14 protein-coding genes and 4 tRNA genes are annotated in these 20,873 nt (G+C 47.8%); 13 read left to right on the top strand and 5 right to left on the bottom strand.

The genetic code is table 11. The annotated features are described in order from the left end of the window. Positions 1-265 precede the first annotated feature (265 nt). Entirely contained in the window at positions 266-1,363 is a 1,098-nt protein-coding gene (locus KO512_RS14110) for a cobalamin-independent methionine synthase II family protein (RefSeq protein WP_215952997.1), read from the top strand. Positions 1,364-1,437: 74 nt separating this feature from the next. On the opposite strand, the gene KO512_RS14115 is transcribed toward KO512_RS14110, so the two are convergent. Continuing rightward, positions 1,438-2,679 (bottom strand): YbfB/YjiJ family MFS transporter, encoded by a 1,242-nt coding sequence (locus KO512_RS14115; protein WP_215952998.1) that lies wholly within the window; start codon positions 2,677-2,679, stop codon positions 1,438-1,440. 123 nt (positions 2,680-2,802) lie between these two features. Here KO512_RS14115 and KO512_RS14120 point away from each other — a divergent pair, with 123 nt between their 5' ends. Both KO512_RS14120 and KO512_RS14125 read left to right on the top strand, forming a co-directional pair. Further along, positions 2,803-3,633, top strand: coding sequence for an AraC family transcriptional regulator (locus KO512_RS14120; protein WP_303492353.1), 831 nt, complete (start codon positions 2,803-2,805; stop codon positions 3,631-3,633). A 171-nt stretch (positions 3,634-3,804) separates the two neighbouring features. Continuing rightward, on the top strand, positions 3,805-5,997 hold the full coding sequence (locus KO512_RS14125) for an OsmC domain/YcaO domain-containing protein (protein WP_215952999.1): 2,193 nt from the start codon (positions 3,805-3,807) through the stop codon (positions 5,995-5,997). Between the two features lie 120 nt (positions 5,998-6,117). On the opposite strand, the gene nhaD is transcribed toward KO512_RS14125, so the two are convergent. Next, positions 6,118-7,353: a sodium:proton antiporter NhaD gene (gene nhaD / locus KO512_RS14130; RefSeq protein ID WP_215953000.1), complete on the bottom strand. Its 1,236-nt coding sequence runs from the start codon at positions 7,351-7,353 to the stop codon at positions 6,118-6,120. 367 nt (positions 7,354-7,720) lie between these two features. On the opposite strand from nhaD, the gene KO512_RS14135 reads away from it, so the two are divergent. Continuing rightward, on the top strand, positions 7,721-9,154 hold the full coding sequence (locus KO512_RS14135; RefSeq protein WP_215953001.1) for an aldehyde dehydrogenase family protein: 1,434 nt from the start codon (positions 7,721-7,723) through the stop codon (positions 9,152-9,154). A 106-nt stretch (positions 9,155-9,260) separates the two neighbouring features. Here KO512_RS14135 and KO512_RS14140 read toward each other — a convergent pair whose 3' ends face one another. Further along, positions 9,261-10,328, bottom strand: a complete 1,068-nt coding sequence (locus KO512_RS14140) for an FUSC family protein (protein WP_252735026.1) — start codon at positions 10,326-10,328, stop codon at positions 9,261-9,263. Between the two features lie 365 nt (positions 10,329-10,693). Between KO512_RS14140 and KO512_RS14145 the strand changes: the two genes are divergently transcribed. Beyond that, on the top strand, positions 10,694-11,539 hold the full coding sequence (locus KO512_RS14145) for a mechanosensitive ion channel family protein (protein WP_215953002.1): 846 nt from the start codon (positions 10,694-10,696) through the stop codon (positions 11,537-11,539). Positions 11,540-11,843: 304 nt separating this feature from the next. On the opposite strand, the gene KO512_RS14150 is transcribed toward KO512_RS14145, so the two are convergent. Then, positions 11,844-13,979, bottom strand: a complete 2,136-nt coding sequence (locus KO512_RS14150; RefSeq protein ID WP_215953003.1) for an FAD-dependent oxidoreductase — start codon at positions 13,977-13,979, stop codon at positions 11,844-11,846. A gap of 224 nt (positions 13,980-14,203) precedes the next feature. Then, complete coding sequence (gene folD / locus KO512_RS14155; RefSeq protein WP_215953004.1) at positions 14,204-15,055, bottom strand: bifunctional methylenetetrahydrofolate dehydrogenase/methenyltetrahydrofolate cyclohydrolase FolD; 852 nt, start codon at positions 15,053-15,055, stop codon at positions 14,204-14,206. 459 nt (positions 15,056-15,514) lie between these two features. Here folD and KO512_RS14160 point away from each other — a divergent pair. The 8 genes from KO512_RS14160 (at position 15,515) to KO512_RS14195 (ending at position 20,609) form a co-directional block, all read left to right on the top strand. Next, a tRNA-Arg gene (locus KO512_RS14160) sits at positions 15,515-15,590 on the top strand. 36 nt (positions 15,591-15,626) lie between these two features. Continuing rightward, a tRNA-His gene (locus tag KO512_RS14165) sits at positions 15,627-15,702 on the top strand. A 68-nt stretch (positions 15,703-15,770) separates the two neighbouring features. Then, positions 15,771-15,855: transfer RNA gene (locus KO512_RS14170), tRNA-Leu, on the top strand. Positions 15,856-15,884: 29 nt separating this feature from the next. Continuing rightward, positions 15,885-15,960: transfer RNA gene (locus tag KO512_RS14175), tRNA-His, on the top strand. A 244-nt stretch (positions 15,961-16,204) separates the two neighbouring features. After that, positions 16,205-17,542 (top strand): trigger factor, encoded by a 1,338-nt coding sequence (gene tig, locus KO512_RS14180; protein WP_215953005.1) that lies wholly within the window; start codon positions 16,205-16,207, stop codon positions 17,540-17,542. Positions 17,543-17,657: 115 nt separating this feature from the next. After that, positions 17,658-18,278: an ATP-dependent Clp endopeptidase proteolytic subunit ClpP gene (clpP, locus tag KO512_RS14185; RefSeq protein WP_215953006.1), complete on the top strand. Its 621-nt coding sequence runs from the start codon at positions 17,658-17,660 to the stop codon at positions 18,276-18,278. A 142-nt stretch (positions 18,279-18,420) separates the two neighbouring features. Next, the gene (gene clpX, locus KO512_RS14190; protein ID WP_215953007.1) at positions 18,421-19,716 is read left to right on the top strand and encodes an ATP-dependent protease ATP-binding subunit ClpX; all 1,296 of its coding nucleotides are present in this window, start codon (positions 18,421-18,423) and stop codon (positions 19,714-19,716) included. Between the two features lie 167 nt (positions 19,717-19,883). Further along, positions 19,884-20,609, top strand: coding sequence for a YebC/PmpR family DNA-binding transcriptional regulator (locus KO512_RS14195; protein WP_215953008.1), 726 nt, complete (start codon positions 19,884-19,886; stop codon positions 20,607-20,609). Positions 20,610-20,873 lie beyond the last annotated feature (264 nt).

Below are 20,873 nucleotides of genomic sequence, written 5' to 3' on the forward strand. Positions count from 1 at the left end.
ACGAGCACTTTGATAGGTTCAGGCTTAGTATTCTTGTGCCTCTGAATCAATGTGATGCCTAAACATGTAAAATGATAATTGATACACTGCCTCTCCTCAACGCTCGCTTAAATTTTGTTAAGGTCTTTATTGTTAAGGATTTTAAACTAAGCATAAGCGCTTATCGCATGGGTTGAGTGTATTGATGTTCGTCGATCCGTTGTGTTAACCGTTTCATCATCTGTCGACGATGCGCAGAATTTTATCTATTTAGGAACTCTCTTTGATGAGTAATCAATCTATTGTCAACGGCCAGCCTTTGGCCGGTATCCCTTCTGAACCCGTAGGCAGTGTTCCACGACCGCTCAAGTTACAGGAGGCCATGAAAGCATACTCACAGGGTGATATAACGGCTGAAGCGATGGATGCTTTGTTCGATGAGGTTGTCGGTGAAACTATCGCTAAGTTCGAAGCGACAGGTTCTTCTGTTGTGAGTGATGGTGAGCAAACGAAGTCTAGTTTTGCTACCTATCCTCTCGATGGTCTAGAAAATATTTCAGCCGAGGGTGTGGTTATACCCTTTGATGATGGTCATACGCGGCAATTACCTTGTTTAACTCAAGGGCCATTCAAGTATGCGACCTATGCTGGCTCTTACTTGCCTCGTGCTAAGAAATTTGCAACACGGCCGGTAAAGCAGGCCGTTATTTCTGCTTCAGCGATGAGTTTGCTATACCCCGCGCAAGAGATAGTCGGCTATTCGCGGGAGCAGTTTTTGGTTGATCTCGTTCAGGAAGCGGTCGCTGATATTCGTAGCTGTTTCGATAATGGGGCGTATCAGGTTCAAGTTGATTTTACCGAAGGTCGCCTCGCGCTGAAGCTCGATCCTTCCAAACAGCTATTACAGCAGTTTATCGATATCAATAATGAGGTTTTAGCTCATTTTACCGAAGAAGAGCGCCAGCGGATCGGCTTTCATACCTGCCCAGGTGGAGATCATGATTCATGCCATAGTGCGGATGTCGATTATGTCGACCTCATCCCTATGTTGTTGACACTGAATGCGGGTAATTTCTATATGCAGATGGCGAGCGAAAAAGATCCTGAGAGATCGCTGAAAATCATTGCTGAGAACTTAGGCGCTAACCAGCGCGTTTATATTGGCGTCATTGATGTGATTAACGAAGCGGTTGAATCGGCTGAAACCGTCCGTGATCGTGTCTTGCAAGCGGCGAAATATATTCCGTTGAAGCAGCTTGGTACCACGGACGATTGTGGTTTTTCACCGTTCAGTGATGATATCGCCACCAGCCGAGATACCGCGTTCGCGAAAATTGCAGCGCGAATTCAAGGCACCCAGTTGGCGTATGAACAGCTGACATAAAGTGAGAACCCGCCAGCCGGCGTTAATAAAGCCGGCTGGCGCTAGTTGATTTGGGCATAGTGGCATTCGCTATACTACGCTTCTTGGTTACCCTCTAAAATAAGATTCGCTGTCTGTGCTTCCATAGCACTCTGATGCGCGGCGATCAGTGCATCTTTATTCCGCTCAATCCGTTGGGCAACCAATATCGCAACGCAACCTGCTAGCATAACCGCGAGCGTTATGATCAGTCCGTTATTGAAATTACCATAGTATTCAGCCATATAGCCCACTAACGCTGGGGCGATCATCTGTGATGTGCCATAGCTGAAGGTAAGACGGCTCATCGGTTTAGATGGGTTGTCTGGAAATAGACGGCCGACCATGGAAAGTACCATGCTGACAATGCCGATAAAGCTAGCGCCGTAAATAATGGCACTCAGGATCACGGCCCATAGCTGGTGGCTTAACAGTAATATTAAAATGCTGAGGGCGTTAAGTAGATAGGCCGCTATTAGTGCATGCCAAGAACCCGTAGTGGCGACAACTTTATCCCAGAGTGCGCTGGCCGGCGCGCAGCTTAAACCGGCTATCAACCATATGATCCAACCTTTTCCGGCTAAGGCGTCAATGCTTTCGGCAATGGTGATTAAAAAGGTAGCTGAAATAACATAACCAAAGCCCGCACAAAAGTAAGCGAGTTGTAACACCGGCATAAAACTGCGGGGTAGCGAAATATGATGATGAGGGTGTTTTTCTAGCGCTTTCTCGGTGCTGAAATCGGGTAGCCACTGCCATACCGGTGCGATGAGTAAGAGTGTTACCAGCGCATAGATAAACCACTGCTGATCCCAACTGAAATAATCGTTAATTAAGTTTGAAAGCAGGGCGGTAATGACAATGCCAATACCTAATCCAGAAAAGAAGATGCCCAGCTCTGCTTTATGGTTACGCTTCATTAGCCAGTGCATTAACAAGCCTCCGCCCAAGAGCATACCTGCGGAACTGCTTAAGCCAGATAGGTAGCGCAAGAGATACCATAAAGGTTCGAGTGTGGTGAGGCCCATGGCTAAGCTGGTGATAACGGAAACCAATAAACCCACTTTAAATAAGCGTGCTTTGAGTGCCAAGCTATGGATAAATGAGATCAGCAGTGCACCACTGAGATAACCTGCATAATTGGCTGCGGCGAGATAACCGGCCACGGACTCGGTCAAACCAACCTCGCTGGCCATTTCGGGAATCATCGGCGTGTAAGCAAAACGAGCGATGCCGATGGTGGCCACCACGGCTAAAACGCAGGTTAATAGCATGCGGTTTTTACTAATCTCAACCATGTTCTGTTTTCCTATGGGTGATGATGGAAAAGGGTGTCGTAGCACTGTGGTTAGATTAGAGGATGTTGTATCAGTAAACTTTCTATAAAATGACAGAATATCTATAAAACAGGACAATCGGCAGTGAAAGGACAATCATCACCCGAACTATCTTCTGAACTCTCCCCCGAACTGCGCCCGTTAACAATGCCGGCCTTACCGCGGGAACTTTATGTCCGACAGGAGAAGATGCCGGCGGGACACTATTTCCCCGCACATCAACATGATTGGCATCAGCTACTCTATGCGGTATCAGGGGTGCTGGTGGTGGATCTAATCGGCGAGCGATATTTTATTCCGCCGGAGCAGGCGATCTGGTTGCCCAGTGGTTGTCAGCACCGAGTGTATACCGAGTACGGTGCAGATTTGAAAAGCCTATATTTAGATAAACAGTATCAAGCCTTAGGGACTGAGCGGGCGACGGTGCTGCATATTACACCGCTGATTCGAGAATTAATTCTGACGGCCGCGGAATTTGAGGTTGAATACGATTTAGACTCCTATGAAAACGATCTGGTGCAACTGTTGTTAAAATCTTTGAGTCGTCTTGAGCGGGAAGATCGCTACCTGCCTTGGCCGGTCAGCCCTGAATTGACGGCATTATGTCACCGGCTTTACCAGCAGCCCGATCAGATTGTTACTTCAGAACAGTTGGCGGATTCAATGGCGGTGTCATTACGCACCTTAGACCGTCGTTTTCGCCGTGAAACCGGCATGTCATTGAAACAGTGGCGCTTGCAATTGCGCTTGATGCAGGCGATTGAGTTGTTGAATGCGGGGCATAGTGTGACCCAGATCGCGCTGGAACTCGGTTACAGCTCGGCTTCACCCTTTATCTATATGTTTAGAGAGCAGTTTGGTATGGCGCCGGCCCAGTATCGCAACCATATAGCACGTTCTGCATCAACGGCTTAGAATGCTGCGCTTCAAGTGTTCAGATTGTCTTCGTTTTCACTTCTTAATTAGTGTTAAAATGCCCGCCAATTAGAGGCAGCCTGCCGGGCTGAACTGTTTTTGTTTTAACGCTGTGTTTAAACATCGACAAACCTACCATTTTGCTTAAACGATCCCGGAAATAGTATTCAGATGGAAATCAAAGTTAATTTTTTAGACAATCTCAGGCTTGAAGCGAAGTTTGATGATTTTACCGTGACCGCCGATCAGCCGATTCGTTATAAAGGGGATGGCTCTGCGCCCGGTCCATTTGATTATTTTCTGGCATCGTCGGCCCTGTGTGCGGCGTACTTCGTCAAAGTTTACTGCCAGTCTCGGGATATTCCCACGGACGACATCCGTCTGTCGCAGAATAATATTGTTGATCCTGAAAACCGCTATAACCAGATTTTTCAGATTCAGGTAGAGCTACCGGATACCATTTCTGAACGGGATCGTACCGGTATTATCCGCTCGATCGATCGTTGTACGGTTAAGAAGGTGGTGCAGCAGGGGCCGGAATTTAGAATCGAAACGGTCGAAAATCTCGATGCTGATGCTTCCATCATGGCGATGGGTGTTGCCGATGATGCCGCCAATACCATGATTTTGGGTAAAGACCTGCCGTTAGAAAAAACCATCGCCAATATGACCGGTATTCTTGCACAGCTTGGGATGAAGATTGAGATCTCTTCATGGCGTAATATCGTGCCTAATGTCTGGTCATTACATATACGTGATGCCTCGTCGCCGATGTGTTTTACCAATGGTAAAGGCGCGACTAAAGAGAGCGCACTCTGTTCTGCCCTAGGTGAGTTTATCGAGCGGGCCAGTTGTAACTTCTTCTATAACGATCAGTATTTCGGTGAAGAGATCGCTAACAGTGAGTTTGTCCATTATCCGAATGAAAAATGGTTCAAGCTGACTGAGGATGACAGCATTCCCGAAGGCCTGTTGGATGACCACTGTTTGGCGATTTATAACCCCGATGATGAGCTGCATGGCTCTAATTTGATCGATACCAACTCGGGTAATATTGAGCGCGGCATCTGTGCCTTGCCCTATGTGCGTCAGTCTGATCAGCAAACCGTTTATTTTCCGTCGAATCTGTTAGAAAACCTGTTCCTCAGTAATGGCATGAGTGCGGGCAATAATATTCATGAAGCTAAGGTGCAGTGCCTGTCTGAGATTTTTGAACGGGCGGTTAAGCGGCAGATTATTGAGGAAGAGATTGTACTTCCCGATGTGCCTGAAGCTGTCTTGGCACAGTACCCTCAGATTGTCGCGGGTATTAAAGGGCTGGAAGAGCAGGGGTTCCCTGTGTTGGTTAAAGATGCGTCTCTAGGCGGTCAGTTCCCAGTGATGTGCGTTACCTTGATGAATCCCCGCACCGGCGGCGTCTTTGCTTCTTTTGGTGCCCACCCAAGCTTTGAAGTGGCGCTGGAGCGAAGCTTGACCGAATTGTTACAAGGGCGCAGCTTTGAAGGGCTGAATGATGTGCCGCCACCGACCTTTAACAGTCTAGCGGTGACTGAACCGAATAACTTTGTCGAACACTTTATCGATTCGACCGGCGTGGTGTCTTGGCGTTTCTTCAGTGCCTGCCACGATTATGAGTTTTGCGAGTGGGATTTCTCGGGCACTAATGAAGAGGAAAGCAGCCGCTTGATGGCGATTCTAGAAGAACTCGAAAAAGAGGTCTATATCGCTACCTTTGATGATCTTGGCGCCTCTGCTTGTCGGATTCTGGTGCCGGGCTACTCTGAGGTCTATCCGGTTGAAGACTTAGTCTGGGATAACACCAATAAAGCGATTCAATTTCGTGAGGACATTCTCAATATACATACATTGAGTGATGACCAACTGGCTGATTTGGTCGAACGCCTAGAAGACAGTGAAGAAGATAACTACACCGATATTAAAACCCTGATCGGCATCGAGTTTGATGAGAACACGGTGTGGGGCCAGTTGACCATTCTTGAATTGAAGATTCTGATCTATCTGGCACTGGGTGAGCATGAAGCCGCATTAGAGCTGGTGGAAAGCTTCCTACAATATAACGACAACACCGTTGAGCGGGGCTTATTTTATCAGGCGATGAATGCGGTGTTAGTGATTGTGCTGGATGAGGATCTCGCGCTGGATGACTATCTGCATAACCTGCGTCGGATGTTTGGTGCTGAGGTGATGGATAATGTGGTCGGTTCGGTGACGGGTGAGGTTAAGTTCTTCGGTTTAACGCCCACTAGCATGAAGCTGGAAGGGCTGGAGCGTCACCTACGACTGATTGAGAGCTATCAGAAGCTACATGCCGTTCGTGCTGCTAAGGCGGGTTTGGCATCCTAATAAGGGGCGCTATGTTGCTATTAGTGCGCTGATCGATCGGTCAGCGCATTCAAGGATAGGCTAAACGAAAAAAAACCAGCGGTGAAGGCCGCTGGTTTTTTGGTTTAAGTAGAAGGCTGATCAGAGCACCAGTTTTGTTAGCCCCATCACCGCCAGATAGCCACAGGTATAAGCAATCAGTAACCAGTGAATAAAGCGTAGGTAGCTAATAAATGAGAGTTCCTGCAGTTTGCTCAGCGCAATAACACCGGCAGCAGAACCGACGATAAGAATCGAACCACCGACACCCACTGCATAGGTTAATCCTAGCCATTCGCCTTTAGTCATCGGGATATCTGATTGCAGAATAGCAGCGGTTAGCGGCACGTTATCAACGAAGGCCGATAGAATACCGATCACGTAGTTGGCATAGACCGCCGGCATCATCGTGTAGAGTTCTGGCAACAGCTCTAGCACCGATAGCTCTTTAAGCATACCAACGAGTAGCAGTACACCGAGGAAGAACAACAGGGTATCAAACTCGATCTCGCGAACATATTCCAATACGTTCGGATTTTGCTCTTTACGGAAGATAATCTGGTGCACGATAAACATCAGCGCCAGACCAAACAGGAAGGTCAGCACTGGGGGCACTGAAAACAGCACGCTAAAGGCCAGTGTGCTGATAATCGTCAGTAGAAACAATGCGGCAATCAGTTTGTCTCCGGCTGAGATCGGCCGTTTGAATTTCGGTAGGGTGATCATTTCATTACAGCCGCGCATCAAGATTAACGCGAGAATCGCGACGCCGGTCATAGCCGGAAGGATCAACAGTAATAAGTTGAGAATCGATACCTTACCATTCAAGAAGATCATCAAGGTGGTGACGTCGCCGGTAATCAGTGACACACCGCCGGAGTTCACGGCAAAGACGATCAGTGCGGCAAATTTCAGCGTGTCTTTGGTTTCGAGTTTTAGCGATGCTAATAATGACAGCATAATCAGTGAGGCGGTGATGTTGTCCGCCAGGGATGAAAACATCAGGCCAAGTAGGGCGATGAGAATCATCAATGTGCTGAGTTTGAGCTCGCTCGGTAACAGTCGGTAAACCAGCTGGGTTATCAGGCCTTTTTCGTTAAGGTAGGCGACGAAAGTCATTGCGGCCATTAAAAATAGCCAAAGAATGGCGATATCGAGAAGTTGTTCGTTGAGTGCTTCCTGAATTGCCTGAGGTGACTTTTCAGGGAAGACAAAGGCAAGAATCCAGACCAGGGTGCCAATAAAGAGTGTTGATTTAGCTTTATTCAGATGAACAACATCTTCAAAAACAATCAGAACAAAGGCGAGGATAATCAGGCCCAATAGCAAATAATGCATTGTTAGTCCCACTTTAAAATTTTATAGGCGGCTATTTTGTACTTTTGTATCAGGTCAATACAATAGATAAAAGGTTCTAAAGAGGAAGAAAGTCAGGATTACGCCTTTATGACCTAATTTAGCCTCGACTAAAAACTTTTTTAATGGTTAAAGGTCACAACGATATCCTTTAAATCGTACGGGGTCGTTTGTTAGCAGTAGACTAGCAACAATTGTTGAGTTAAGTAAAACGCCTGTTGTCTTTACGCAGGCGGTGACAAAGGGCCACAACGGATGTAAGTGGTCAGATATCGAGATGATGATATGTCTACTCATTGTAACGTCATAGGCGTTAACATAGGTGGTCTACAGATAAGGAAGAACGAAGATGTTAGATAAACGTCAGTTTTATATTAATGGTCGTTGGGTTGCGCCGGTTGAAGCTTGTGATTTTGATGTGATTGATCCATCCACAGAAGCGGTGTGTGCCGTTATTTCGTTGGGTGGTAAGGCGGACACAGACAATGCTGTTGCTGCTGCGCGCAGAGCGTTTGATCTCTGGAGCCAGACCTCTAAAGCGTCTCGTGTTGCGCTGCTTGAAAAACTGTTGGCAATTTATAATGAGCGAGCGGATGAGATGGCTGAGGCGATCTCTACGGAGATGGGCGCACCGATTGCACTGGCCCGTACTTCTCAGTGTGGTGCTGGTTCTTCTCATATCAAAAACCTGATTCGTGCGCTGAAAGAGTATGAATTTGATCAGCCGTTGGGCGATCACGCGCCGGATAACCGTATCTTGCACGAAGCGATCGGTGTTTGTGCCTTGATTACGCCGTGGAACTGGCCCATGAATCAGGTGACATTGAAGGTGGTGGCTGCACTCGCTGCCGGCTGCACCATGGTGTTAAAACCTTCTGAAATTGCACCCTTGTCATCGCTTTTGTTTGCCGAGATGATCGATCAGGCTGGTTTCCCAGCGGGCGTTTTTAATCTGGTGAATGGTGATGGTCTAGGTGTCGGTTCTCAGCTTTCTGGTCATCCGGAAGTGGATATGGTGTCCTTTACGGGTTCTACCCGTGCGGGCATCGCCATTACTAAAAACGCGGCCGATACCGTTAAGCGTGTGGCGTTAGAGCTAGGTGGTAAGGGCGCTAATATTATTTTCGCCGATGCCGATGATAAAGCGGTGATTCGCGGTGTACGTCACTGCTTTAATAATAGTGGTCAATCCTGTAATGCGCCGACCCGTATGCTCGTTGAGCGCTCGATCTATGATCAAGTGGTTCAAGTGGCTAGCGATGTCGCCAATAAAACGGCGGTTAACTCAGCGGATCTCGAAGGACATCATATTGGTCCGGTGGTATCGCAGATGCAGTTTGATAAAATTCAGGGCTTGATTCAGAAGGGTATCGATGAGGGTGGCCGTGTGGTGGCGGGTGGTTTGGGTAAGCCGGAAGGGCTTAAAAAGGGTTTCTATGTCCGTCCAACCGTGTTTGCCGATATCAATAACCAGATGAGTATTGCTCGAGAAGAGGTTTTTGGTCCGGTATTAGTGATTATCCCGTTTGATACCGAGGACGAAGCCGTCCGCATTGCTAATGACAGCCCTTATGGTTTGACCCATTACGTGCAAACTCAGGACAGTGAAAAAGCTAACCGTGTGGCGCGTCGTCTGCGTGCAGGGATGGTGCAGATTAATGGAACTTATTTGGGTGCTGGCTCCCCGTTCGGCGGCTATAAGCAGTCCGGTAACGGTCGTGAAGGTGGTGTCTGGGGGCTTGAAGATTTTCTCGAAGTTAAAGCCGTCAGTGGTTGGAGCTGAGCTAACTGCGTTGCGCTAAAGTTTAAGCCGTGTGAAGCTTAAAATCGTTTTAAAAGGGGCCTACGAATAAGGCCCTTTTTTTATGCCTATGCGAGTGTAAAAAGGGTTATTTTTTTAACAGGCGTTTTTGTACGGCGGCGACAAACTTAGGGTGATGTATCACCCAGCCGCCAAGATAGCCTATAAGGCAACCAAGAATAATATCGAATAGCCGAGCGAGCATCAGTTGATCAGTTTCACTGGCGGGGATATTGATATCGGCAAGGATCACCGTTAGCGGCGTAATAAACATCACGGCTAGGCCGTAGTTGCGGGTAATCAGCACCTCAATAAAGAAGCTCAATAGTAAAATCAAAAAAGCGGTTTCCCATGGGCCCGGAGACAGTGAAAAAATCACCCACGCAATCCCCATGCCGAGCGTAGTTCCGAAAATACGGTGTACGTTACGGTGCCAGATCGCCCGGAACGTCGCGCCCTGCATAATCGCGGTGGTGGATATGGGCACCCAATAGGGATTATCCAACTCGAGGAATAGGGCAAGGCAATAACCGCCGCCAACAAACAGACTAATCACCGCCGATTCAATAATGATGGCTAGAATATGGTGGTCAATCGCTTCGGTGGGACGGTCTACATAGGTTTTTGACAAGTAAACTTGATAGACACTGTAGATGAGTGCGAGAAAGCAGCCGCCCATCGCGCCGAACATCAGTATGCCGACCCGCTCTGCCGCGAGGGAGAGGTCGTAGGGGAGGGTTCTGGCTAGACAGGCGACGACCACGAAAAACAGTGTGCCGGGTGGTGGCACTGAGTAGAAACGGCATATAACCGTGACCATAAAAACGTTTAGTGTGAGCGTTATCGCGGATAGATAAGGGTCGAAACTGGTTAACACACCCAATGCAAAACTCACTGCAAAGCCAAATACGCAGGTGGCGAGGGTCATCATCCGCCGGGGAATATTTGTCTGGCGCATATACAGAACCGATAGACCGCCCATGCAGGCCAGTATAGAGGTCGGAAAATCGCCGATCCAGGCGCCGAATAAACCCGGTAGCCCCACCGCCAGTGCCGAGATCAGTATAAAGCCAATCGGTCGCTTATGATCGCTCAGCTCAAATAGTGGCTTAATACTGTTATAAAGTCGTGTCGGTCGCGAGGTGTTGTTGTTCAATGGCTGTCCTGAAGGCAAGAGAAGAAAGTTAAGTCACCGTTTGGTGATCGTCTGTATTCAAGGTGTCGTCGTATAGACGTTGGTCAAAACCCTGCCGATAGTGACGACTGATCCTTTGGATCAAGATGACACAGCGGTGTTATCGATAAACGCCTGCCTGTGTGACGCGGCATAGTCACGGTTGAGCCAAACCGTTGTGACACAATTATACCCTTAGCTATTTTTGCAATAAAAGACGAAAGGCTGCGGTTTTGTTAGCTCGGCTCGCTATTGCGAGGGTTATTCGCTATTTTGATGCGAGCAGATGACTTTATCACTAAAGATAGCCTTATCTGTACATACTTATAACTAGAGGCAACAACAAGATGTCAAAAATGCTTGATGAATTAGATATTAACCAATATTTCCCTGTGGCGCTGGATTGGGCTAGCAATGTTCTGCTGGCCATCCTGATTTTGCTGTTGGGGTTATGGTTTGCTGGCAAGGTTAACAAAATAATTGTTGCGGGTAGCCAGAAAAATCAGCATCTCGATGATACGCTGTTTCGCTTTCTGGGCAGCATGGCGCGCTATATTATCATCGCCTTTGTCATTATTGCGGTGCTTAATCGATTTGGCGTACAAACAGCGTCGATTGTTGCCTTGCTCGGTGCCGCCGGTTTAGCGATCGGTTTAGCGCTTCAGGGGGCGATGTCCAATCTAGCTGCCGGTGTGATGTTGCTAATTTTTCGGCCTTACAAGGTAAATGATTTTATCGAAGCGGCAGGGCGGTTTGGTAAAGTGACTGAGATCGATATGTTCACCACCGTGTTGCAAACATTCGACAACCAGCAAATTATTGTACCTAATTCACAGATCTGGGGTGATCAGATTATCAATCATTCACACTATGATGTGCGCGGTGTGGATATGCATTTTGGTGTGGCGTATGCCGAAAGTATCGATGCCGCTAGAGCAGTGATTGAAACGGTATTAGCCAACCATCCTCATGTACTGAAAACGCCAGCTCCCTTTGTTGAAGTAGAGACATTGAATAACAGTTCGGTTGATTTTCTAGTGCGACCTTTCTGTCAGGGCGAGCACTATTTTGATGTGCTGTACTCAGTGCCAGAGCAGATTAAGAAAGCCTTGGACGAGCATGATATTGAGATTCCATTCCCGCACCGTAAAGTGATTTTGGTGAATGAAACCAACGAAAAAGTCCAACCTTAATATTAATCTTTAATATTAGGTTGTGTAGATAACCTTTTGATTAGAAATAATTAAATTCTTGAAAGTTAAAAAGCCCTGTCGTTACGGCAGGGCTTTTTTTATGCTGTTTCTTTGGTCAGCAATCAGGTTCGATATGAGTGTATTTTTAATACAAAATTTAATACACCTGCTTTATCGTGCCGATCTGCATCCCTTTTAAGCTTTCATCTAAGCCCTTCTATAAGCCTTTCTATAAGCCCTTGTATAAGCCCTTTGTAAGACGTCGTTGATAGACGCCGACAGTGCTTATGTTGTGGACTCTACGTTAGCCTCGCTTCCAGCGATGGAAGATTTCTAACCACGCGAGCACCTTTTGTGGTGCATGTTTTTTCTTCCATTCACCCGCAACAAAACGGTTGGCTTCGTTGATGGTTGGATAGGCGTGAATAGTACCGAGGATCTTATTTAAGCCCAGTTTGTTTTTCATCGCTAAGGCGAACTCTGGCAACATCTCTGCGGCATGTTCGCCGACGAGGGTGACACCGATAATTTTATCGCTGCCGGGTTTAAGCAAGACTTTAACAAAACCATAGGCGGCTTCATCGGTGATGGCGCGATCCAGCTCTTCGAGGTTGTAGCGCACTGCTTCATAGGCGATACCCTCATCAATCGCTTGCTTCTCATTCAGACCAATACGCGCAACCTCTGGGCTGGTATAAGTGGTAAAAGGAATGAGAGAGTAGTCGACCTTAAACTTCTTAAATTGGCCGAACAGAGCGTTCACCGAAGCAAACCAAGCCTGATGAGCCGCGGCATGGGTGAATTGGAAAGGCCCAATCACATCACCGCAGGCTAAGATGTTTGGAATGCGAGTGCGCAGGTAAGGATCGACTTGAATTGTACTGCCTGGTTTAGCCGTGATGCCCATCGCTTCGAGACCGAAGCCGGTCACGTTGGCGGTACGGCCCGTGGCAACCAGTAGTTTGTCGAAGCCGATACGTTTTTCCTGATCGTTATGGCGACAGACAAGCTCAAAACCTGCGTCGGTGACTTCAAAGCGCACCGGGGTATGGCTGGCGCAGATCTGAATGCCATCTTGTTGTAAGCGTTTCTCAACCACCGCTGCGGCATCTTGGTCTTCCTTAGTCAGCACCTGAGTGCCACGGAAGAGGATAGAGACTTGGCTGCCGAGACGGGCAAAGCATTGACCCAGTTCACAGCCGATAGCGCCGGCTCCCAGTACCAGTAAACGCTCGGGACGTTGACGCAGCCCCCAAATAGTATCGGACGTTAGTGGCTCGACCAGTTCTATGCCGGGGATACTCGGCAGCGTAGGACGTGCACCGGTGGCGATGACGATGTTTTGTGTGGTAATGGTTTTGCCATTGACCTCAACCTCCCACGGGCTACGAATAAAGGCATCACCGGTGACGCAATCGACCCCGAGGGATTCATAACGGGCAATGGAATCGTGTGGCTCAATCGTTTCGATGACCCGTTGAACTCGATCCATCACTTCTGAAAATTCATACTCGACAGCGGCGTTGCGAATACCTAGATCTTTCGCATCACGTACATCGGCAAGGAAGTGGGTGGTACGAATCAGGGCCTTAGAAGGAACGCAGCCGGTGTTGAGGCAATCGCCACCCATTTTATGGCGTTCGATCAGTGTTACTTTAGCCTTGGTGGCTGCCGCGATATAAGAGGTAACTAAACCGCCGGCGCCGGCACCAATAACCACCATGTTGGTATCAAATTTTTTCGGTTTGGTATAACCGCTGTAAACCTTGCGTTGTTTAACTTGATCGACAATAGCTTTGGCGATCCAAGGGAAGATTCCGAGTAGGCAGAATGACAGGATCATACCAGGGGAGAGGATATCGCTAGGCTGCTCGATCAAGGCCAGCTGTGTACCGGCGTTTACGAAGATCGCTGTGCCCGGCAACATGCCCAGTTGGCTTACCCAGTAGAAGGTGGTTGCCTTCATACGGGTCAGGCCCATGACCGCGTTGATCACAAAGAACGGAAACAGCGGTACTAAACGCAGGGTAAAGAGATAGGAAATACCATCTTTCTCAATACCGCGGTTAATCGGGTCAATGTAATTAGAGAATTTATTCGTCAGGGGTGCCCGTAATAGGTAACGAGCCATTAGGAAGGCAAGTGTAGCACCGGTAGCGCTGGCAAAAGAGACCAGTATGAAGCCCGTTACGAGGCCAAAGATAGCGCCGCCGACCAGCGTCATAATGACAGCGCCAGGGAGTGACAGTGCGGTAACCAGTACGTAGAGTACGACAAAGGCTGCAATGGCTAATACTTTATTGTCCGCGACCCAGCTTTGCAGGTTGTCTTGTTGTGTTTTTATATATTCAAGATTGAGATAACTACCGAGGTCTAACAGGAAAAAAGCGCCTATTAATGCGGCAATAACAACGATCAAGATGATTTTTTTACTATTCATAAACAGCTCTGCTTGGCAAGAGTGGGGTAAGTGCTAGGGATAATCGCACAGTAAACTGAAAATATCCTGAAAGAATGATTGTTTCAGCTGAGGTTGATTCGGTTGGATTTTCAGTCGAGTGGTCGTTTTGAGTAGGTGGGTGTGGTGCTGAGTAGGCAGTCATAAAAAAAGCCTTTTTCATCCACTGGTTGCGAAGAAAAAGGCTTCTCAATGGGAGGAGCCGATCAATTATGGTTGTTGGCTGCTTCCAGCGTGTTCTCCATCAGCGTTGCAACCGTCATTGGGCCAACACCTCCGGGTACCGGTGTGATCCAGCCGGCCCGTTCAGCGGCGACTGCGTAATCCACATCACCGACCAAGCGGCCATCTTCAAGGCGGTTAATACCCACATCAATTACGATAGCGCCGGGTTTAATCCATTCACCTTTAACCAGTCCGGGTCTGCCAACGCCGACCACAACGATATCGGCGCGCTGTACGTGGGCGGCGAGATCTTTTGTGAAGCGGTGAGTTGTCGTTGTTGTGCAGCCGGCGAGTAGGAGTTCGAGTGTCATCGGCCGGCCAACAATGTTGGAAGCGCCGACAATAACTGCATCTTTGCCGCGAATAGCTTCACCGGTCGACTCCAGCAATGTCATTACACCTTTCGGGGTGCAAGGGCGCAGTGCGGGTAAACGTTGTGCCAGACGGCCTAGGTTGAAGGGGTGAAACCCATCAACATCTTTTTCTGGGCGGATACGTTCGAGGATTTCATTCGCTTCAAGGTGAGAAGGAAGCGGTAGTTGAACCAGTATGCCGTCAATCTGGGCATCATCATTCAGTTTATCTACCAGATCTAGTAGTTGCTGTTGGCCGGTTTCGGCGGGTAGGTCGTAGGAAACCGATTCAATGCCGACCTCTTTGCAGGCATTTTTCTTGTTTCGGACATATACCTGCGAGGCGGGATCGAAGCCTACTAGGATAACAGCCAAGCATGGGGCGCGTTTACCCGCATCAAGGCGGGCTTTGACCCCCACCGCTACCTGTTCGCGAACATTTTGGGCAATCTGCTTGCCGTCAATTATCTGAGCGCTCATCTTACGAATGTATTCCTCAGTCATTAATTTTGATGGCGCGGATTGTCTCATGGTTACCGTCTTCCTCCAAGGGGAATCGCGGCTCGGCGCGGGATGAGAGCACTTTATGATACGTAGGGAGCCATAAAGCCTAATGAATCTCTTATTCGATGGTTTTGACTATTAGCGTAAAGAAGAAAGAGGAGAGGGTAGCTATGTAGCTTTGTATAAACTAATAAATAGACGAGCGTTAGGTCAGGATTAACGTCAGGGCGTCGACTATATAAGGCAGATCTCCTTGGTTATGTATAAAAAGTGATCGGTTGGGGCGGTTATCGATGCCTAAGTGGTTTATTTTGCTTAAATTTTAAAAAGGGTGTTGACGGAATATAAAGCGATATATATTATGCGCTCCATCTTGAAGAGGGGCACGAAGCACCTAGGTGCAGATTGAACTTCAACGAGATCGGGCAGTGTCAGGCGCCCGTAGCTCAATGGATAGAGCACTCGCCTTCTAAGCGAGCGGTTGCAGGTTCGACCCCTGCCGGGCGCGCCAGTAAGGTCTGACAAAGAGTCAAAATGTATTGATGTGGTGGGCGTAGCTCAGTTGGTAGAGCTCCGGATTGTGATTCCGGCGGTCGTGGGTTCAAACCCCATCGTCCACCCCAGATACATTGTTATCTTATTTAAATGTGGTATTATAGCGCCGCTTTAATGATAACGAGCCCTGTTTTATGCGAGTGTGGCGGAATTGGTAGACGCGCTGGTTTTAGGTACCAGTATCTTACGGTGTGGGAGTTCGAGTCTCCCCACTCGCACCATTATTTACTTCCTAGGAAGTACGCCTTTGGTGGGCGTAGCTCAGTTGGTAGAGCTCCGGATTGTGATTCCGGCGGTCGTGGGTTCAAACCCCATCGTCCACCCCATATCTTCTATCTTTTTTATCTCATACTTATCTTATATTTAATCCCTTTGTCAGTGATCCGTGCATTTATACTCTATACATTGTTATTCAACGCTTTTGCTTGACTAATAGCACTGCTTACCGGACAATTTCCGCCTTTAGAAATTCTGGTACCTGTTGTGACAGGCCTCTGCTTATTGTAAGAGGGTGAACGACAGGTCAATTTTCAGATTTGTTACGATACAAATAATTTTGTGAGGAATTCCATGCAAGTATCCGTAGAAACCACTACTGGTCTTGAGCGTCAACTGACTGTTGTTGTACCTGCTGATCGCGTTGATAGCGATGTAGCCAAGCGTGTTCAAGAGACGGCTCGTACCGTTCGTCTGGACGGTTTCCGTCCTGGTAAAGTGCCAGTTAAAGTGGTTAAAAAGCGCTACGGCCAAGGCATCCGCCAGGAAGTAATCGGTGAGGTTGTGCAGCAGAGCTTCTATGAAGCGATACAGCAAGAAAGCCTAACACCTGCTGGTGGCCCGAATGTTGAGTTCAAAACCGACAAAGAGGGTGAAGATTTCTCTTACACTGCTACTTTTGAAGTGTATCCAGAAATCACACTGGCTGATTTTTCTGGTGTTGAGATCGAAAAGAATTCCGCTGAAGTGAAAGATGCTGATCTTGATCAGATGATTGATACTTTGCAGAAGCAGCAAGCTGCTTACGAAGAAGCTGACAAGGCCGCTGCCGAAGGCGACCAGCTGAACATCGATTTTGAAGGTTTCATCGATGGTGAAGCATTTGACGGTGGCACAGCAGCGGGTATGGATCTGGTATTGGGTTCTAACACCATGATCCCTGGTTTCGAAACTGCGCTTGAAGGTGCTAAAGCGGGTGAAGAGAAAGAGGTTAACGTCACTTTCCCTGAGGAATACCACGCTGAAAACCTGAAAGGTAAAGCGGCTAAGTTCAACGTTAAGGTCAACAAAGTATCGGCTCAAGTATTGCCAGAATTGAACGAAGAGTTCTTCGCTAAATTCGGTATCGAAGAGAAGAGCGTTGACAGCTTTAAAGTTGAAGTACGTAAAAACATGGAGCGTGAACTGAACCAAGCGCTGAAGTCTAAGCTGAAAGAAGCTGTCTTTGGTCAACTGGTTGAAGTTAACGCGATTGACGTACCTACTGCGCTGATTGATGGTGAGATTGATGCGATGCGTCGTCAAGCTATTCAGCAGTTTGGTGGTGCTGATGCCAATATCGACCCTAACATGCTGCCTAAAGAGATGTTCTCTGAGCAAGCTGAAAAGCGTGTTAAAGTCGGCCTGTTGGTGTCTGAAGTTGTTAAAGCTAACGAACTGAAAGTAGACGACGACCGTGTTCGCACTACTGTAGAAGAGCTGGCGGCGACTTACCAAGAGCCACAAGAAGTGATCGACTGGTACTACAGCAATCAAGATATGCTAAACCAGATTCAGAACCTCGTTCTGGAAGATCAAGTTTTGGACCTGCTGCTTGATTCTGCTAAGGTTACCGAAACCGAACTAAGCTACGAAGATGCAATCAAGCCTGCCGCAGCACCTGTTGCTGAAGAAGCAGAAGAAGAGGCGTAATTGCCCTTCGCCTTAATTGCGTTTATAAAAGAACGGTTGTCGGCTTAAGGTCGGCCGCCGTTTTTTTTTCTGGACGTGTGGCAAACACGTTGTTAAGGATTTAGGAGAGAATTCAATGTCGGATTTTTATAATGGCCCTACCGTAATTACTAGCAGTGGTCTGGTACCCATGGTTGTTGAGCAAACAGCACGTGGTGAGCGTTCTTACGACATCTACTCTCGATTACTGAAAGAGCGGGTTATTTTCATGATTGGCCAGGTTGAAGATCATATGGCTAATCTGGTGGTTGCTCAGTTGCTATTTCTTGAGTCTGAAAACCCTGATAAAGATATTCATCTGTATATTAACTCTCCGGGTGGCTCAGTCACGGCTGGTTTGTCGATCTATGACACCATGCAGTTCATCAAGCCAGACGTGAGTACTATGTGTATCGGTCAGGCGGCAAGCATGGGCGCACTGCTGCTGACAGGTGGTGCTGCCGGTAAGCGTTTCTGTCTGCCACATTCACGGATGATGATTCACCAGCCGTTGGGGGGTTATCAAGGTCAGGCGACTGATATTGAGATTCATACTCAGGAAATTCTGAGTATTCGTGATAAGTTGAATAGCATCATGTCTCACCATACCGGCCAAGATCTGGAAACCATCAGCCGAGATACCGATCGTGATAACTTTATGTCACCCGAGCAAGCGGTCGAATATGGTTTGATTGATAAGGTAATGAGCAGCCGTTAATCGCTGGTTTGGCTGTTGGAATACTGCGCCGCCCTTGAAGTTTTCTGTAAAGCGGTGCACATTGTTCGCTATAATATGGCTAACGCGATAAAGAAATTAAAGGGCCTAGCCAGGCATGGTTGGGACAAATAGAGGAAGTTGAATGTCCGACGATATCAACGGTAAAGAGGGAGGCGATGACAGCAAGCTGCTGTATTGCTCTTTCTGCGGTAAAAGCCAGGACGAAGTTAAAAAACTGATTGCAGGTCCGTCTGTTTTTATCTGTGATGAATGTGTCGATCTGTGTAACGACATCATCAAAGAAGAGATCCAAGATGCGGAAGAGCCCCAAGAAGATGGGGATCACCTGCCGACTCCGGCTGAGATCAAAGATAATCTAGATGCCTACGTTATTGGTCAAGAACGGGCCAAGAAAGTGCTGTCCGTAGCGGTTTATAACCACTACAAGCGCCTGCGCTTTCAACAAACCGCAGGCGACACCGATGTCGAGCTGGGTAAGAGTAACATTCTCTTAATCGGCCCAACCGGTAGTGGTAAAACTCTATTGGCTCAGACATTGGCGCGCATGTTGAATGTGCCCTTCACGATTGCAGATGCTACTACCTTGACCGAAGCCGGTTATGTGGGTGAGGATGTTGAAAACATCATCCAGAAACTGCTGCAGAAGTGCGATTATGATGTTGAGAAGGCCCAGCTGGGTATTGTCTACATCGATGAGATCGATAAGATCTCCCGTAAATCAGACAATCCATCGATCACCCGTGATGTCAGTGGTGAAGGTGTACAGCAAGCGCTGTTGAAACTGATTGAAGGTACGGTTGCTTCTGTGCCACCGCAGGGTGGTCGTAAGCATCCCCAGCAGGAATTTTTACAGGTTGATACCTCGAATATTCTGTTTATCTGTGGCGGTGCTTTTGCTGGGCTTGATCAAGTCATCAAACATCGTAGTGAAAAGAGTTCGATTGGTTTCAATGCGGCGGTTGTCAGCAAAGAAGAAACCAAGAAGATCACCGATGTTCTGGCTGATTTGGAATCTGAAGATCTGGTTAAATACGGTCTGATTCCTGAGTTTGTGGGTCGTTTGCCGATGATCGCAACGCTGACAGAGCTGGATGAAGATGCCTTGATTCAGATCCTGACTGAGCCTAAAAACTCACTGACTAAGCAGTATGCTGCTTTGTTTGGTATGGAAGGCGCTGAACTAGATTTCCGTGAAGATGCACTGAAGGCGGTTGCCAAGAAGGCATTGGAGCGTAAAACCGGTGCCCGTGGTTTGCGTTCTATCCTCGAGGAGCATCTGCTGGATATTATGTACAGCCTGCCATCTGAGAAAGGCATCTCCAAGGTTGTCATTGATGAGGGAGTGATCACTGGCGACTCTGATCCTCTCCTTATCTACGAAAATCAGGACGCGCCAAAAGCGGCCTCAGAAGACTGAAACCAGTCATCATTATGAAAACGCGCCCCCGGCGCGTTTTTTGTATGCTGCACCAATAACCCTATGTAAGCGTTCTGTTGGGCGAATAAATAGGGTGACACACTAGAGCTTAGGCGGGTGAGCGTTTAGAATGAGCCCCTGCCTTAATGTAAGAAAGAGATTTTCCAATGGGAAGAAAGTTTGAAGTACGTAAGGCTTCCATGGCTAAGACTCAGGGAGCTAAATCCAAGGTATATGCCAAGTATGGCAAAGAGATCTATGTCGTTGCCAAAAATGGTGGCATCGACCCCGAAGGCAACCTATCTCTACGTCGCCTCATCGAGAAAGCCAAAAAAGACCAAGTGCCGGCTCACGTTATTGAGAAAGCGGTCGACAAGGCTGCTGGCGGCGGTGGTGAAGATTTCCTGCCAACACGTTATGAAGGCTTTGGTCCCGGTGGTTGCATGGTCATCGCCGATTGCCTGACCGATAACAATAACCGTACATTCGGTGATGTTCGGGTTGCTTTCAACAAGGGTAAAGCGAAGCTCGGTGGTCAGGGTACGGTTGCCCATATGTTTGACCATCAGGCCGTCTTTGTTTTTCCTCATGATGATGAAGATGAAATTCTCGAAACATTGATGGAAGCGGATGTTGATGTAACGGAAGTCGAAAGCGAAGATGGCAACATCACTGTTTACGCCCCGCACACCGAGTTTTTTAAAACCAAGACCGCCTTGCATGAAGCCTATCCCGATCTTGTGGTCGAGGTAGAAGAGATTACCTTTATCCCTCAAACTTATGTTGAGCTGGCCGGTGAAGACCTTGAACAGTTCGAGACCTTTTTAGAGATGCTGAACGATGTAGAAGACGTTCAGGAGGTTTACCATAACGTTGAGATGCCCGACGAGTAATTACTGCGCAGGTTAGCTGAATAAAAAGGGCTGGTGTGTAAACATCGGCCTTTTTTTGTATTAACGGCCGTTATCAGCAGCGTTGATCTCGGTTACGGGTTCTAGCTTTGCGCTCTTTCATTTGATATTTAGCAGGTTCATGGTTAATGAAAGCGGCTGCCCCTGAGGTTACCCTCATCTTTTCTCTCAACGCGGACTTTTTACAGTGCATCCTTACAATGGTTCAAGAGGTGAATTTGAAGTATGCTGACTTGAAGAAGAGTT

Source organism: Amphritea atlantica, from assembly GCF_018860855.1.
Classification (GTDB): Bacteria; Pseudomonadota; Gammaproteobacteria; order Pseudomonadales; family Balneatricaceae; genus Amphritea; species Amphritea atlantica_A.